This is a genomic window from Paenibacillus polymyxa M1 (assembly GCF_000237325.1).
GTDB lineage: Bacteria > Bacillota > Bacilli > Paenibacillales > Paenibacillaceae > Paenibacillus > Paenibacillus polymyxa_C.
This window is the reverse complement of record NC_017542.1, coordinates 3173069-3188052: the sequence shown is the minus strand read 5'-3', so window position 1 is coordinate 3188052 and position 14984 is coordinate 3173069. Positions and strand designations below refer to the sequence as shown.

General features: G+C 39.2%; 15 protein-coding genes and 4 pseudogenes. 9 read left to right on the top strand and 10 right to left on the bottom strand.

Going from position 1 to position 14984, the window contains the following annotated elements:
• The first annotated feature begins 107 nt into the window (after positions 1-107).
• Positions 108-1316, top strand: coding sequence for an MFS transporter (locus PPM_RS14170; RefSeq protein WP_013371521.1), 1209 nt, complete (start codon positions 108-110; stop codon positions 1314-1316).
• A gap of 207 nt (positions 1317-1523) precedes the next feature.
• Here PPM_RS14170 and PPM_RS14165 read toward each other — a convergent pair whose 3' ends face one another.
• Positions 1524-2120, bottom strand: a complete 597-nt coding sequence (locus tag PPM_RS14165) for a DUF4231 domain-containing protein (RefSeq protein ID WP_013371520.1) — start codon at positions 2118-2120, stop codon at positions 1524-1526.
• Between the two features lie 515 nt (positions 2121-2635).
• Here PPM_RS14165 and PPM_RS29050 point away from each other — a divergent pair.
• On the top strand, positions 2636-2752 hold the full coding sequence (locus PPM_RS29050; protein ID WP_085978638.1) for a sporulation protein YjcZ: 117 nt from the start codon (positions 2636-2638) through the stop codon (positions 2750-2752).
• Between the two features lie 255 nt (positions 2753-3007).
• On the opposite strand, the gene PPM_RS14160 is transcribed toward PPM_RS29050, so the two are convergent.
• Positions 3008-3460, bottom strand: a complete 453-nt coding sequence (locus PPM_RS14160; protein WP_013371518.1) for a hypothetical protein — start codon at positions 3458-3460, stop codon at positions 3008-3010.
• A gap of 111 nt (positions 3461-3571) precedes the next feature.
• On the opposite strand from PPM_RS14160, the pseudogene PPM_RS14155 reads away from it, so the two are divergent.
• Positions 3572-4567 (top strand): annotated as a pseudogene (locus PPM_RS14155) (helix-turn-helix domain-containing protein); the annotation flags it as partial.
• Positions 4568-4604: 37 nt separating this feature from the next.
• Here the strand turns inward: PPM_RS14155 and PPM_RS14150 are convergent.
• Positions 4605-5767, bottom strand: a protein-coding gene (locus PPM_RS14150) for an IS3 family transposase (RefSeq protein ID WP_414056382.1) whose coding sequence is annotated in 2 segments (ribosomal slippage) — positions 4605-5503 and positions 5503-5767 — 1164 coding nt in all. Because the reading frame shifts where the segments join, the coding sequence is not laid out codon by codon here.
• 79 nt (positions 5768-5846) lie between these two features.
• Between PPM_RS14150 and PPM_RS29285 the strand changes: the two are divergent.
• A pseudogene (locus PPM_RS29285) lies at positions 5847-6251 on the top strand (transcriptional regulator); the annotation flags it as partial.
• A 455-nt stretch (positions 6252-6706) separates the two neighbouring features.
• Positions 6707-7129: a hypothetical protein gene (locus PPM_RS14135; RefSeq protein WP_043885989.1), complete on the top strand. Its 423-nt coding sequence runs from the start codon at positions 6707-6709 to the stop codon at positions 7127-7129.
• Positions 7130-7325: 196 nt separating this feature from the next.
• On the opposite strand, the gene PPM_RS30150 is transcribed toward PPM_RS14135, so the two are convergent.
• The 5 genes from PPM_RS30150 to PPM_RS14120 form a co-directional block, all read right to left on the bottom strand.
• The gene (locus PPM_RS30150; RefSeq protein ID WP_231860497.1) at positions 7326-7412 is read right to left on the bottom strand and encodes an IS3 family transposase; all 87 of its coding nucleotides are present in this window, start codon (positions 7410-7412) and stop codon (positions 7326-7328) included.
• Positions 7373-7939: an IS3 family transposase gene (locus PPM_RS30145; RefSeq protein ID WP_014599888.1), complete on the bottom strand. Its 567-nt coding sequence runs from the start codon at positions 7937-7939 to the stop codon at positions 7373-7375. The genes PPM_RS30150 and PPM_RS30145 overlap by 40 nt, the downstream gene beginning before the upstream one ends.
• Positions 7940-7954: 15 nt before the next feature.
• Positions 7955-8230, bottom strand: coding sequence for a hypothetical protein (locus PPM_RS30140; protein ID WP_014599887.1), 276 nt, complete (start codon positions 8228-8230; stop codon positions 7955-7957).
• A gap of 93 nt (positions 8231-8323) precedes the next feature.
• Positions 8324-8668 (bottom strand): helix-turn-helix domain-containing protein, encoded by a 345-nt coding sequence (locus PPM_RS30135; protein ID WP_014599886.1) that lies wholly within the window; start codon positions 8666-8668, stop codon positions 8324-8326.
• A 177-nt stretch (positions 8669-8845) separates the two neighbouring features.
• On the bottom strand, positions 8846-9304 hold the full coding sequence (locus PPM_RS14120) for a hypothetical protein (protein ID WP_013371511.1): 459 nt from the start codon (positions 9302-9304) through the stop codon (positions 8846-8848).
• Between the two features lie 553 nt (positions 9305-9857).
• Here PPM_RS14120 and PPM_RS14115 point away from each other — a divergent pair.
• Positions 9858-10742, top strand: coding sequence for a fibronectin type III domain-containing protein (locus PPM_RS14115; RefSeq protein WP_013371510.1), 885 nt, complete (start codon positions 9858-9860; stop codon positions 10740-10742).
• Positions 10743-10799: 57 nt separating this feature from the next.
• Here the strand turns inward: PPM_RS14115 and PPM_RS14110 are convergent, their stop codons facing one another.
• Entirely contained in the window at positions 10800-11120 is a 321-nt protein-coding gene (locus PPM_RS14110; protein WP_013371509.1) for a hypothetical protein, read from the bottom strand.
• 778 nt (positions 11121-11898) lie between these two features.
• Here PPM_RS14110 and PPM_RS30515 point away from each other — a divergent pair.
• The 3 genes and pseudogenes from PPM_RS30515 (at position 11899) to PPM_RS30130 (ending at position 13843) form a co-directional block, all read left to right on the top strand.
• Positions 11899-12154: pseudogene (locus tag PPM_RS30515) on the top strand (YolD-like family protein).
• Between the two features lie 142 nt (positions 12155-12296).
• On the top strand, positions 12297-13442 hold the full coding sequence (locus PPM_RS14105; RefSeq protein ID WP_013371507.1) for a hypothetical protein: 1146 nt from the start codon (positions 12297-12299) through the stop codon (positions 13440-13442).
• A gap of 14 nt (positions 13443-13456) precedes the next feature.
• On the top strand, positions 13457-13843 hold the full coding sequence (locus PPM_RS30130) for a hypothetical protein (protein ID WP_025677581.1): 387 nt from the start codon (positions 13457-13459) through the stop codon (positions 13841-13843).
• A 369-nt stretch (positions 13844-14212) separates the two neighbouring features.
• Here the strand turns inward: PPM_RS30130 and PPM_RS29280 are convergent.
• A pseudogene (locus PPM_RS29280) lies at positions 14213-14976 on the bottom strand (IS5 family transposase).
• Positions 14977-14984 lie beyond the last annotated feature (8 nt).

The window sequence follows — 14984 nt, the reverse complement described above, 5'->3', positions numbered from 1 at the left end:
TATCCCCAGATTTGTCCCATATATGATAGGAGTCAAATTTTAATGAATAGTCCAATCTAATATACCCCTATTAAGCCAAATTCGAATGAAATAATAGGGGATATATAATGAAATTGAATAAAAATTTTTCTTTATTACTTTTGGGTCAATCACTCGCTAATATAGGCGATGTATTATATATAGTCGGTGTTATAAGTACAATTTTTGTATTAACAGGTTCTGCAATTGCAGCATCGTTTGTTCCATTTACGATTGCTTCTTCTATGTTTATATCCAGTCTGCTGACTCCTCTTTTGGTTGAGAAATTAAATCTTAAATGGTTACTTGCTGGGTCACAAATTGTAAAGACGATTTTACTCTTTATTCTAGGGTTTATGTTAATTGGTTTAACAGCAGCTAATTATTATTTTATCTTTTTAATAATAGGATTGATTGCTTTTTTTGACGGATGTGCAAATCCAATAAGACAGACATTAACTCCATACTATGTTAAACCTGAATGTCTAATTCAAGCTAATGGAATTGCAGAAACAATTACGCAGACCATACAAGCAGGTATGTGGTTCGTAGGAAGTTCATTGCTAATTATTATGAGTTCTCAACAACTTATTTGGTTAGTTGGATGTTTATTTGTAATTGCAAGCATATTACTTTGCCTTTTAGAAAGTGTAAACCATAAAACAACCGAGCAAAAAGGGAAACTAGAAAAAATTAAAGAAGGTTGGAAAACTTTATCTAACACTCCAGTATTAAGAAGGATTGCTTGGATAGAATTTTTGGAAACAATTGCTGCAACGGTTTGGATAGCTGCTATTTTATATGTGTTTGTCAACGAGGCTTTGAACGTTGATGAAAAATGGTGGGGATTTATCAATGGAGCTAACTTTTTAGGTCTGATTTTAGGAAGTGCTTATTGTATTAAATTTTCTTCTTTTGTTGAAAAGAAAATAGGAACCTTTATTTTTGTCGGTTCATTTGCAAGTTTCTTATTCACAATATTATTTAGCATAAACAGCATTCCAATGATTTCCTTACTTTTATCGCTCTGTGTAGGGCTTTTTGGACAAATTAAAAAAATTCCTCAACAAACGGTTATACAAACTAGTGTGTCAAAAGAACAGTTATCAACTGTTTATACCTCGTTAGGTGCTATCGGAACTGGGATTTTTGGCGTTGGCTCTCTTGTTATGGGAGTATTAGCAGATTTGTTAGGAATTAGAATTGTATTCGTTATTTCGGGGCTATTACTTGCGATAGTAAGTACAATTGCTCATAAAAACAAGCAATTGTTTGTTAGAAATGTTATGGAACAATAAAATTAAAGTTGAAGGATTTTATTAGCTTTAATGTCCTTTATTTTTTTAATGACTGTGTAATAGTTTGTGAAGTAGGGCCATCATTTTTGATGGTCTTTTTTATTGAACTTATTGTACTAACGGGTGCTTTAGTAAAAGAAGAAAGGGTTCTACATATTAGTCATATCTAATATGTAGAACCCTTTAAGTTTACTATCTTTTTTAAAATTAGGTCTTGATAATCCTCATAATGTTCAGTATATTTCCAAGCGTGGCTGATGAAAATATTGTATAATGCCATATAAATGAAGCTCCTTTTCCATATGATAATATAATGCAGAGGTGAGATTGTATGAATAAATTCAGAGCAGGCGCTTGCTGCTGATGGCTCTCTTTTTTTTGTTCATTTGCATGCAAATTAGCCCAATTGACATTTTCTTTTGAAATAACACTTTCCACACGCTCTACTAGCAAATTAAATGCCCCGTCTGCGATCTTGTAAATTCCTGTTCTCGTAAGATACATATACTTTTCTTGCCTCAGAGTTTCGCAAATTCCCCTGTATTCAATCCAATTTTCATGGTATTTGTGTAGACTAAGTATGCTTTCGAATAATGCTATACATGCTCCTAGAGCGCCGATAACAATGGCGATCCATCTTAATCCGGAGGAAAAGCTTGTTAAAACAGGAATCAGAGCAGCGGCAACTATCTCCGCTCTTTTCCACCGTTTGTAGTATTTTTGACACTCTATACTCTTTTTATCATACCAATTAATCTGATCATCAAGTCTCTCGGCAAGATATTCTCTTTCAGATATATCCATTGATCATCTCCTCCACATAGTAGAAATGTCATAGGTAATTCGCACTTGATAATTCTACATCATTCGACCTTTTGGGAGATAGTTGGAATAATTAATTACAAAATAGTCCAACCGTACTATAATCGTAACAGCACATACAAAAGCACCGTTGTGCAATCCGAAAGCATCGGTGATACCCTGCTGGCATACGCTGGTGGGTTTTTTTTGTTTACCTAGAAGTCCATTCCCTAAACAATGTCTCACATAACCTGTGGAGTAAACAAGGGAGGCGTTATGTGTGAGTGGAGCTGAAAGAGGTGGCGGGAATACTGACAGGACAGTTTGGATGTCGATAACTGTTATCCTGGCACTTTTTATTTTGTTGGTAGTTATCTTAACATTAACCCTTTTATAAAAGTTTTTAGGCTCTGCCGGTTTATCTGGTGTGAGCCTTTGTTTTGTTTACCTGCATACCCTGTCACTATACGAATTGACACATATATTAAGGTGTACAACAAGTAAAGGAGGTTAAAGCTATGAGTGGATGTGACAACACAACTCCAGCTCCAGTTGGTGGTATGTGGACTTCTATAGGAGCAATATTAGTGCTCTTTATCTTGTTGGTTATCATCACTAAATCACTTTGGATTTAATTTTGTGAAGAAAAGGCTGTTGGACCACACACACTTTTTTCACTTCACTCAGTACAACTCCAAAAAACGTGCACTGACCCTGCTAGCTGTGCTGGTGGGGTATTTTTTTGTATTAGAGGGAGGCATTCAGTTGAGGGAAATTAAGTCCAAAGGATAATCGTGTAGCTGGGCTTTTGCTAGACACTAAGTATGGCAACATTGTATTCATAAAGTGTCTCGGATATAACTCCAAGATACTCCCCTGCTTGAGGTTGGTTAGTTAATGTATGATGGGTACTGGCCAGTAGTACCCCAAGCTTCGCCTTCAACTTTGTTACCGCCAGCTCGGAATTGAATTACGTATTCCCCTGATGGCATCCCGTTAGGGTATGAATTAAGACTAGTCCACGTTAATGCATCACCTTTGCCAACAGTTTTATTAAGGTATTCTCTCCCGTTACCCTGCAAGCTCCACGAAATTGTGTTGCTTCCTGTATTCTTCACTTTAATCTTTACATGTCCATAACCTTTTTTGACAGTAAACTCCATCGTCGGACTTGTCCCGCCAAGAACCTCATGTACTTCTTGACCAGTTGACTGGATAACTATACCTCCATGCCCCTTTGGTAATTCAACCCCCATAAATGGTGTGGCGGAAGCAGCCAGTGTAGCTACTGCCGTAAGAGCCAATAGACCTGTAAGAATGATTGCCGTGTTTTTAAACTTCATCAAAACCGTCCTCCCGAATGGTATAATTTGTACTGATTACCAATCATAGCGAATAAAAAGGAATAAAATGTACTTTTATATTAACAAAATGGAAAAATTTAATATTCGAAAATGCATATTTCATATCTAGAACAAAAGGGTTTGAGCTTAGCGCAATTCGGACAACTTGCAGGCATGAATAGGGGAATAATAAGTGCTATTGTGACAGGAAATAAGTCAATGTCTGTTAACCAGCTTGACCGAATCACTGAGGCTATGTGTTTGCCAGAGGGAGAGTTTTACGATCTGTTTATAGAAAACTTCATCATCGACCATCCTCCCAATATAAGACGAATCGAGCCGTTTTTGTTTCGCTGTGCGGAGTTGGACAAGTTGGATGCAATCCGTCGAGTGGTGGGAGCCATCATGGATAATCTGCTGTATTCACCCAAGCTATTTGAAATTGCAGAAAGATTGTTGGCGCAGGGACGACATGAGGCTGCACTGCTGCTCTATGCAGGTGTGGCTGAAGCGGAGAGATATCAACATTCTGAACGTTTGGCAGTCTGCCAATACCGTATATTCACCATTCAAATCGGAGACGATCAAAGCCGAAATGTTAGGGTAGCAGCCGTTTTTGAGGCTTTTGTCGAACGCCTAGATGAAATAGATCAGCTTGATGCATTGAAGGATTTAGCTAACGTGCACAGGTCTTTGCGTAAATGGGACAAGGTAGACGAAATGGCAAGGCAAATGAGAGCTAAAGCTGAAATCCAATATTCGTTTGTCCATAACGAGAAACACAAAGTTGGAACGCCAGAAAAGAAAACAAGAGGACCGTTATTTGGATACATTGCTTATGCTGACCTGTTGTGTGCCAGTGTTTGTGAAGCCCGGGGCGATTATCAGCAAGTTTTACAATATACATACACCTATGCGGTTTTAGACTGGGTTAAAGAGGACGACGAGGATACAAAGTACTGGATGAACTTGTTCAGTCAGTGGGCAGAAGGTAATACTTACGTATATAAGCTTTTATCTGGAGATATAAATGTGCTGCATGATTATGTTGAATATATTGTAGCGACATCAGACACTAACGAAAATGAAAAGATATCAAAACTGGTCATACCCCTGTCAAGTAGACAGAACTAAAAAGACATCTTTAAGCAGCAACCGTTTCTCGGTATTCAATCGGGGAACGGTTGTTTAATTTTTTCTGAAATCTATTTTCATTATAAAAAGAAATGTACTCCCGTACGTGTTGTTCTACCTCCGCTAGGGTTCCGGGTTTCGTTAAATAAATCTTCTCTGTTTTAAGATGGGAGAAGAAGGATTCTATACAGGCATTGTCTAGGCAATTTCCACGCCTTGAATGGCTCCCAAGCATGCCAAGCCGCTTAAGCTTGCGGTTAAACGGCTTGGAGGTATACTGAAAACCCTGGTCTGAATGGAGAATGACACCCTCCATGTTCACGTTCTTACTTAGAACGTCTAGCGTCTCGCTAATTAGAGCAAGGTCATTTCGTTCCGAAAGACGCCAAGCCACGATTTCATTGTTAAACAGATCTTGAATGACAGAGAGATATACAAACCGCTCTCCAGCTCGTATGTATGTAATATCGGTAACCAGCTTGGATAAAGGAGAATCTGCCTGAAATTGTCGATCTAATCGGTTGGCATTTACCACAGATGCCTGTTTGCCAAAAAAGCGCCGCTTCTTTCGAATGACGGAACGGATCCCTAATTTCTTCATTAGGCGGTACACCTTTTTGTGATTGACCAAGATACCTTCTCTACGTAAAGCAACGGTCATCCGCAGATAACCAAAATAGGGATGGATCCGGTGGATCGACAACATATGCGATTCCAGAAGCTCTTCTTCTTGCTTACGCTGCTGGGTTGTTTGCTGAGTCTTTCTCCATTTATAATATCCTGCCCGAGAAACATGGGCTAATTCAAGTAACCATTTCAACGAATATCGTGTTCGCATTCCCTCAATAATTTCAAACCTCGCTTCTTTCCTCGTCACTCCTTGTGTAGATTTGGATACTGCTTTTTTAAATATTCAATCTCCGCCCGTAGATACGCCATCTCTTCTTCCATACTGGAAAATTTCGTTTTGGGTCGTCCCTGTCTTGTGGTCGTTGGCTGGAGGTTCTCCCCCGCTCGATATTTCGTCACCCAGCTTTGTACTTGGGATTTATTACGAATGTCTAAGTGTTTCGTCACTTCACGAATACTCATATGTTCTTCGTTCACCAACCGGATTGCCTCCATCTTTACATCTAAGGAGTATTGCCGGAATGATTGTCCCTTTTTAGCCATGAAAAATCCCCTCCGTTCAACAAGATTAAGTCCATCTTAACAGATGTCTTTTCTCTCTTGTCTACTAGAAGGGGATAATACCAAACTGCTTAATGTTTTAATTGCCGCAAACCAATATAGCATAGATGTAGACGATATACTTAAACGATTTGAAACTCTTATTGGGACTTTTTCGCAACAACCATCATCAGATGATATGTATACCCGACAAGTGATACCGGATTATATCGCGTGGTTTGGTTACGAGTTAGGTTTTTATTATTTACATCGAGGGAAGTACATTGATGGCTTTAAATATTTGATGAATGCAATGGTAAAGTCACATATAATAAATAATGAAACTTACTTTATAAACTGTATGGGGTTATTTGTTCGTTTTCAAGCCCATGCGGTTCCTGAAACTAAAGCTGAGTATTTCAATCTTATTGAAAGGGTGTGGGAAAACAATGTTCAAAAAAATGGTGCTTCTAATCATTGCGGCTAGCTTTTTGTTGATTGTTACTCTGCCGGATCAAGCCTTTAACCACCACCATAGTATTCAGCCTAACGTTACCATTGGAGGATTTTAAAAGTTAAAGCTCTGCCAACCTTATGGTTGGTAGGGCTTTCTTTAGTGCAGGAATTACCACACATACGGCAGAATAACTATCTGAGGTGATCAGCATGAACCATACATATAAAATGTTAAAGTCGGATATAGAACTATTTACAAGCTGCATTAAGACAGTAAGAGTATATGTAGTACAGCCGTTGAGTGGGGATTTGATAGATATTGTGGATTACGGTGGCGTAATGGAGAAGATTACACCAGAGGGATCAAGATTAACGGATCTTACTTCTCTCGTAAGTAGTTTAAATTTAGAGTAGAAGTGAAAGAACCTACCAGATTGTAGACGGTGTCCCTTAAAGGTAGACTATATCAAAAAATAGGAGGGGAAAATGATGAAGAAAAGAATATTTCTGTTCTTGATTTTATCTTTATCTATAGCAACTACGATAGGTGCAGCTTCAGCTTCACCCAGTAAAACTAGTGGAAACAACATAATTTCTCAAAGATCGGGCGGAAGCGCAACTGTAAAAGAAGCCTTTAGTGTTCCTAAAGGATGGGGTCATGTTAAACTTTGTATGAAGAATCACTCTGATCATCCAGTAAGAGTAAGTTTAACTCACAGCGGTTCGAACAAACTATATATTGAAGCATTAGTAATCGCTCCTCATGATACAGTGACTTGGAAATCTACTGACCAAGGTTTTAGCGACGGTTTGCGTTCTGGAGACTACATACTTCAGTGGAGAGGCAGCGATTATAAAGTTGACGGAGAAACATGGGGAGTGGCTGATTCACAGCCTGGAAACCTCTAAATTCCCTAGGAACACAACTTGTCCTTCTGGCCATTTGATGAGAAAGGTTAACTGTTCAAGTAAGTGAATTAATCCCCTTAATTGGTGGGAGAGCTTTTTTCGTTGATCAATTTGAATTTAGAGTAGATGTGAAAAAGGACTCTGCTGGTATGTAACCACTGTGACCCCAATTGAGGACACTTTGAATAAAGCCCGCTTAGGCAGCCAATAGATGGCTTCTGAATTCGTCAGGAGTCATCTTTTTTAACGCCCATTGGTAGCGGCCTGAGTTGTAGTAAGCAATGTAGTTATCGATGCATGCCCGTAATTCTTGAATGGTTGCGCACGATTTGTATTCCAGATAACCTTCATATGACCGAAGAATGTTTCCATAGAGGCATTGTCCCAACAATTTCCCTTCCGATACATAGACTGCCTGAAGCCTGCTTTACGGACCAGAAGGCGAATTTTGGGGTGGGTATAGTGCATGCCTTGGTCAGAGTGCAAGATGGCCTCAGGACGAACATTCCCATCGAACCGTTCAATTAACAACTGCAGCGTCCGCTTCACCAAGACGAGCTCCAGAGAAGATGACAGATAGTGAGCAAGTATCTGCTTGGTTGCCCCATCCTTCACACAAGACAAGTAGGCACACTGCCCGTGACCATAGTGCAAATAGGTGATATCTGTGAGCAATACTTTTTCTGGTTCCCCTTGGTCAAACTGACGTTTTAGCAGGTTGGGGCATGTCTGGTGTTCCTGAGTCGCCTTGGCCATTTTACGGTATGGATTAGCTTGCCGAATCGTGGCGACAAGTTTGTACGTTCGCATGATCCGTCGGATCTTTTAGTGGTTCATAATAACACCATTTTCCCGTTCAAGCCTCATTTTAATTACCAATGCTCCTGCTTTGCCATGTAGGGCATCAAAATGCATCTTGATGAGCGCTAAGTCATGTTCATCTGCGCGAGCTTGCAACTGGCGTCTTTCCTTGGCATGAAGCCAGCGATAATAGCCGCTTGCACTGATGTGAGACAGTTTGCACAGGTAGCGTGTCATGCGCTTTAGGCTATATTGTCGGATCGTAAGGTTGATTATCTGATAGCGCTCGGAGGGTGTCAACGTTTCCTCTGCATCTTCTGCTTTTCGAGCGCTTCGAGCTTTTTAGGAAGTCATTCTCCGCTTCAAGCAACTTGATGCGCGCATCGGCACGCTTCAGTTTTTTTCTGTGGACAAGTTGTTTGTCTGCGGTCTGCCCACACTTCCTTTCCCTCGTTGCTCCTCTAAAAGAGAGGCCTCTCCATGGGCAGCATAGATATTTCGCCAACGATATAAGCTTTTCTTTGGCTTTTCGTGTCCAATGATGTCGATGTCAAAACCCGCCCTAAGAAAAATATCCATCGGCGTCTGTCCAGCTTCATAAGCTTTTACCGCTTCCACCTTAAACTCTGGGGTGTAAGTGATGGTTTTGTCCGTCACTTTTTGCACATTTGGATTGTCCTCGAGCTGTTTAATCTCTTGTTTGCTGAAGATTTTGAAAGCACCTCTCTTATTGCTCATGAATCTTACCTCACAATCCTCTTTATTGTTTGATTAAAACACAAATGACCCGTAAGTGGGTCACTTTTTTCAAAGTGTCCATCTTACGGGTCACAGTTCAATTTAGCCGATAGAGTCCTTTTCTTTTTTATGTGAGTCGGATGTATATGAAGCCACTTAGTAATTTCTGTACATTAATTAGAATTGTCTTGCGCTTATATTGAGGTCCATTTGGGAACCGTCCTGGGTGTAAATGTATACACTATATGAATTTTTACTTTGAGAATAAATTTGCAAGGTCTTTTGACTACCAGGTGAAACTGAAGTGTCTATAGAGGTGCTAGAACCTAATTTCTTAATCTCTACATAAACTGTTGAACTTCCATTATTTTTAACGAACACATTGGCGTCTTCCCCATTCTCAGGGATCATGGTGAAGGTTTTCTCAAATGCTCCTTTTCCAGTGTGATGTATCGGATTAATCAATTGAACATCAAAAGGAGTAATAACATGCCCGTCCTGATTCTCAGTATTTTCAACCACTTTAATGAAACTATTATCAGTTTGATTTGCTGAAATTGAATCCTGCGCAAAAGCAGCAGGGCTTAGTGACAGAAGCAATGATGCGGCGATACCAAAACTCATTAATCTTTTCAAATTAAATCCCTTCTTTCTATAATTTAACTACAAAAATAATTATATATAATCTGTATATCTGTGTACATAGTTACTAAGTACCATAAAATTTAGTTGTTATGAGAATTGATAAATGGCAGTCTTATTTGCGATATATAATAGAAAGCTCTGCTAACCTTAATTGGTCGGCAGCGCTTTTTTTTTTGACTAATTTGAATTTAGAGTAGAGGTAAAGGATTCAGCTGGGGAACTGGTGTAAGACCTGTTTCATACCCAATAAAAAATAAATATGCAAATATTTAGATTATATTTATAAATCAGCAAGTTTATGTTTAGACATGTTTTGAGGAATATATTACCTTAGTATCTGTTCATTAAATTACTAGGGGGAAATAATAGTGAAAATACGATTTATCAAAAAATAGGAGTATTATTCGGGGCTTTTTTACTTGTAACGGTCAGTCTATTAAATTCAAATATTTATGCTGCGTCTGTTGGGGACAGGCTTACAGAACCAGAAGTAGGTTGGAAGAGATTTGATGATACTTATAAGACAATCTTGAGAGAAAATGGAGTGTTTGCTTTCGTACCATCCGATGAGCCAGACCAAGCATATAAAGGGGGATATTATTATAGTAAAGACAAAGGCGCGACAATTTCATTTGCTTTCACTGGCGAAAAGCTTAGAGTTCTAGCTCCAGTCTGGACTTTACAATCTAATAACATTGAAGTGAACATTGACGGTGTGAAAATAATGAATTATTCAGCGTATGGCTCACCAGTAAAACATCGAGTTATTTTGTTTGAAAAACTAAATTTAGACAAAGGTAAGCATATTGTTAAATTGACGAATAATCAAGCAGGTAAGGAATTTGAAGTTGATGCTATAGATATAGCAGAAGACGGAGAATTATTACCTATCAATGCTCCATTCAATTTAGATGCTTCTGCAGGCGACAGTAAAGTTACTTTAAAATGGGATCAAATCGAGAATGCAGAAAGCTATACAGTAAAATACGGAACAGAATCCGGCAAATATACTGAAACCGCAACAGCAACAAAAGATGCCTATGGAAACTTCATCATTCCAGATCTGACCAACGGAACAAAATACTACTTTGTTGTGAGTGCTAAAGTAAATAGTGTGGATTCAGAATACTCCAATGAAGCTTCAGCAGCTCCCCAAGGTGGAGGCGGTCAAACTGATCCTGAGCAACCAACAGGAAACCGCGCAATTCTGGTAGTCACCATGACAACTGGTCTAGAGAAAGAATTCGATCTGAGCATGAAAGAGGTAAATGACTTTATCGCTTGGTATGAAGGTAAGCAGGCTGGTTCTGGATCGGCTTCATATGCCATTAATAAGCACGATAACAATAAAGGCCCGTTCAGTAGCCGTAAGGACTACATGCTGTATGATCGTATCCTAACATTTGAAGTAAGTGAATATTCTAAATAAATTTAAAAGCTCTGCTAACCTTAATTGGTCGGTAGAGCTTTTAACTGTTCACGCCTCTTATAGTGTATCAAGGTATTCTTTCTGGAAATTGATAAAATCTTGCACACTATCGTGATAGGTAAATCTACCGCCATTTTTATCAATAATCCAGTTGATCTTCTCGTCATTTAACAAGACTCCATACATGCAGTGATGAAGCAGTTCAATTTGCTTTTCATCCCTAATTCGGATCAAGTATTTTTCTTGTTCGTCAATGAGATACCATTTCGTTTCTGCTTCATCCACATCCGCATCCACATACAGTATTGATACCGACAAGGGGAAGGGCCAGTCAAACCAATGTTCTCGCTTGTCTTCTCCATAACCTTCAAATGCCATGGTTATTTCCTCCTACTTGGATAATTTCCTGATTAGTTTAAATGTATCAACGTGCTGTGATTGTACGCTTTATTGATAACTGTTTTTTGGGAACTGGCAGCTATTCTTAGCCTTTGGCATCTTGGCACCAATGCGGTGAATGACTTGCCGTTTGAGGTTGGCACGAACTGCGATGCGTCTGTTTAGACTGGGGTAATAGGGGGGACGAACTTTATTGTAAATCCCTCATTTGCTCAATTTGTAAAGGCAATGCTAGTTCAAGAGAGAATTTTCGGTAGCCCCTTTTGGCAATGGACGACGTAGGCTTTTAGGAATACACACGTTAAAATTACTGCTGTTCTTGATTTATCCTACTGGCTCAGGAATATCGCCCCCATAATCTTTCCATGGCTTCACGTGCGCCATCGTAAACTTCTGCAAAAGTTTAGTGTAACTTTGGCAACGTCTATTCCGTAATTGTTGCATAATAGTTGTGTCCGCTTTCGTCGTTCATTGTTTTGATCTGTACAGTATACAGAAACGCCGGGTAACAAAGAAGTTGAATGCTTTGTTACCTGATATCGAACGCTACCACCAATACTCTACATTATTCTGCTGAGCGAAGACGGATACGCTCTATATTGTAATCATAGAGGGCTGGGATGGTGCCAAAAGATCATTACATTTCTCGTTTGGAAATAGCCATTATACGGTATTAAACCTCCAATGATCTGAAGTTTATTTTTCTGTACTCAGAATATAATTTGTCCATAACACATCAGGAGGCTGCATACATGTCATGTCAATAAGACTCGAAGGTAATGGATTAGGGGAAAGCAGCCGCATCATACCGGAACATAAGGAAGCGTATCTAAAACTCATGAACTACAGTTAACGGCGCGGCAAGCCAGAATTGGATGATCAGAAAGTGCAGCTAATCAAGCAAGCGCTAATAAATTCCTACAATTCACGTACGGCTGCCACACGGTGAAGATGATTTTAGCTGGGTTAAGTTGGAGGATATTATTCTGCAGTACATAAAAGGCCATAGGTAACCGGGGCTTTTTTTACGTCCTTTAGCACGTTGAAAATATGTTTACTATTTAATATTTTTTGTATATATTAATATTTGGAAATTATCTTTTTCGCAATTTTTTCCTATAAAACTAGATTGAATTAACAGAGGAGATTATTTCAATGAGCATTTCATTAAGAATAGAACGCAAATCCGGTGGTGAACCAATCGAGTTTGTAAAAGGTGAGATCATTGGCTTTACTTATAATAATAATAGTTCCATAAAACTTTCAGCTAAGTCTCCGAACTTGGCTCATTCGCTACATATTCAAAGCAAAATTCCGCTTCATTCGCTTCCTTCAGTTATAGACAATGCGGATAATTCCAACATGCTGTATACATGGGCAACCACAGAATATAAACCTGATACTAAGGATTACTATCGCAAATGTAATATCCAAATCGTTAGAAATGAAAATACAATCCGAGATATTACGTTTACACACGCTTATGTAGATAAGTATCAAGAACAGATTGATACTAGCAAAGAGATCCTTGAGTTTGAACTTGTTTTAAAACAAAAAGAAGATCAATTGGGAAAAATTCAGTACAGTCCTCAGGTAGAACCTAAGGAAACAAGAGAACAGGATGAGCGTGATGCCTCGAAAAAAGTATTGGAAGGTGCATACAGTAAGAATATGTTAGTGTATGCAGGAAATAATACTTTTCCGTTTGAAAATCCGATGGTAGAACTAGAAAAGACTTGGGTGCGAGGCGTAGAGAAGGTAAAGAATTCAACAGATACTGTAATACATTATCCTGATCGTAAAGCATTTGCATTAGTAGCTGTTCCTATAGCTCGAAAGAAGTACGGGGACATCACAGCCAATTTACTTCAACATTCCCTTGATTACAAACCAGGGAATTTACACTTTAACGAGTGGTCATATGAGGCGCAACAAATTAAAAAATCTAAAGAACATAATATGTATGTAATTGAAAAAGAAGTACAAAAAGCAAACGACAAAAAAGTTAAAATTTTTTCAAGTTATGGGTCTATTGCAATTGAAAGTGACAAAGATTTATATAACGCTTTTCACAAAATGAAATACAAAATAGATGGAACATATGTAAAAGGACAATGGGAAATTACTACAATATATTATGATAAATATAATTTTGAATATAATTTTAAACAAATGTTTACTGGGGACAACAAACTCGGTTGGGCTGCGGCCAATCTAACAAATTTAATGGAATCATGGGGAACACTCAATGAGTATACATCTTATGTTACAGTAACTGATACAAAAAAAGCTTGGAAGTGAGGTGTGAAGTGCAGATGAAACGCAGACACATCTACATCTTGATCTCTCTACTAGTTATAACTACTATTATAATTTTTTTGGCAAATCCTGGAGACAACACGATGAGGAAGTACCCTTATGGAAAAGATACGCTAGAGTTTTTTGGAGATGGGACTTTTCAGATTTACAGGGGGGGAGGAGCGGGTGAGCCTCCAATACTATACACTCATCAAATTGAAGCCCCAAATACAGTGATTGATAACGTTCTGTCATATAAAATAGAAGAAAATATCGTATACGTGGTTGGTGAAAATGGCTTCATTAAATTGGATTCAAGTACCAACACGTACGAGCAAAAGAAACGGATTTCCGACTTTACTTCCAAAGATAGAGAGATATTCAATAAATTAATGGAAAAGTAGAGGATACCATAAGCAAATATGGTAGCAAGGGGGTTCTAGCTTGTTCACAAGTCCTATATGCACACAAGAAGAACTTTATCAAAAGTTATACAAGCCAAAATGTTGACTCTTAATATTAGAGATTTACCTAATATATTTTGTCGACTTCATAATTTTGATCAATTGCGTTTTGAAGATGACACTGAGGTTGGTTTCTGCAATTTCAGTTCTAAACTCTCGTAGAATTTTATTTCAACGGCAGCCTTGGAAGAGGAAATATAATCCTAGACTGCCGTAGCTTTATTAAAATCAACATTCATCGTTAGCTTGCTCAGGAAACGAACTTTAGGGCTGGACTAATATATTTTTAACTAGGGCCTGTACGCAAACCTATTTGAGCCATAAACGAATTGAAAGCAGCGTCAAAAAAGCCATGAACATGTTCGCTGTTTTTTCATAGCGAGTGGCCAAGCGTCGATAGTTTTTTACTTTGTTGAAAAAGCATTCAATTAAGTGTCGCTCTTTATACGTTTCAGAATCTAACGGGCGCTTTACCCGCCGATTGCGTTTGCTTGGGATAACCGGAGTGATCGCTCGGCTTTGCAAAAGCTCCAGAATGGCATTGGTATCGTAGGCGCGATCAGCCAACACTTCGCCCGGGCAGAAGTCCAGTTCATGAAGAAGGCGATAGCCGGTGACAGAATCGTGGTCTTGTCCTGGCGTCAATTCGAAACGCAGCGGATAGCCGAGCGCATCCACCATCGCATGAATTTTGGTAGTTAATCCTCCGCGCGAACGTCCGATTGCTTGCCGGTCCTGCCCCCTTTTGCGCCCGCTCCATGTTGATGGACGCGGACGATGGTGGCATCGACCATGACCTGCTCCCAATCCGGCTCGATGGCGACATGCTTCAGTATTTCACCCCAAATATTCGCTTTTTGTAGCCGCCAGAAAAAGCTGTAGGCTGAAGACCAAGGGCCATAGTAACTCGGTAAATCCCGCCATGGCGCGCCCGTTCGAGCAACCCAAAGCACGGCATTGAGCATCTGGCGCCGATCCTTGGGCGGACGTCCTCCCTGTTTTTTTCGGGCTGGGGGCAACAGGGGGTCAACTATATTCCATTCTTCATCCGTTAACTCGTATCTTCGTCTCATGTGCCTTA

Bases quoted from the DNA above. Each gene is read 5' to 3' on its own strand.
- PPM_RS14135 (WP_043885989.1), top strand. From the start codon at position 6,707: ATGATGAAGAAAAGAATATTTCTGTTCTTGATTTTATCTTTATCTATA.
- PPM_RS29050 (WP_085978638.1), top strand. From the start codon at position 2,636: ATGAGTGGATGTGACAACACAACTCCAGCTCCAGTTGGTGGTATGTGG.
- PPM_RS30135 (WP_014599886.1), bottom strand. From the start codon at position 8,668: ATGAGCAATAAGAGAGGTGCTTTCAAAATCTTCAGCAAACAAGAGATT.
- PPM_RS14165 (WP_013371520.1), bottom strand. From the start codon at position 2,120: ATGGATATATCTGAAAGAGAATATCTTGCCGAGAGACTTGATGATCAG.
- PPM_RS30130 (WP_025677581.1), top strand. From the start codon at position 13,457: ATGAAACGCAGACACATCTACATCTTGATCTCTCTACTAGTTATAACT.
- PPM_RS14105 (WP_013371507.1), top strand. From the start codon at position 12,297: ATGAGCATTTCATTAAGAATAGAACGCAAATCCGGTGGTGAACCAATC.
- PPM_RS14110 (WP_013371509.1), bottom strand. From the start codon at position 11,120: ATGGCATTTGAAGGTTATGGAGAAGACAAGCGAGAACATTGGTTTGAC.
- PPM_RS30145 (WP_014599888.1), bottom strand. From the start codon at position 7,939: ATGCGAACGTACAAACTTGTCGCCACGATTCGGCAAGCTAATCCATAC.
- PPM_RS14170 (WP_013371521.1), top strand. From the start codon at position 108: ATGAAATTGAATAAAAATTTTTCTTTATTACTTTTGGGTCAATCACTC.
- PPM_RS14160 (WP_013371518.1), bottom strand. From the start codon at position 3,460: ATGAAGTTTAAAAACACGGCAATCATTCTTACAGGTCTATTGGCTCTT.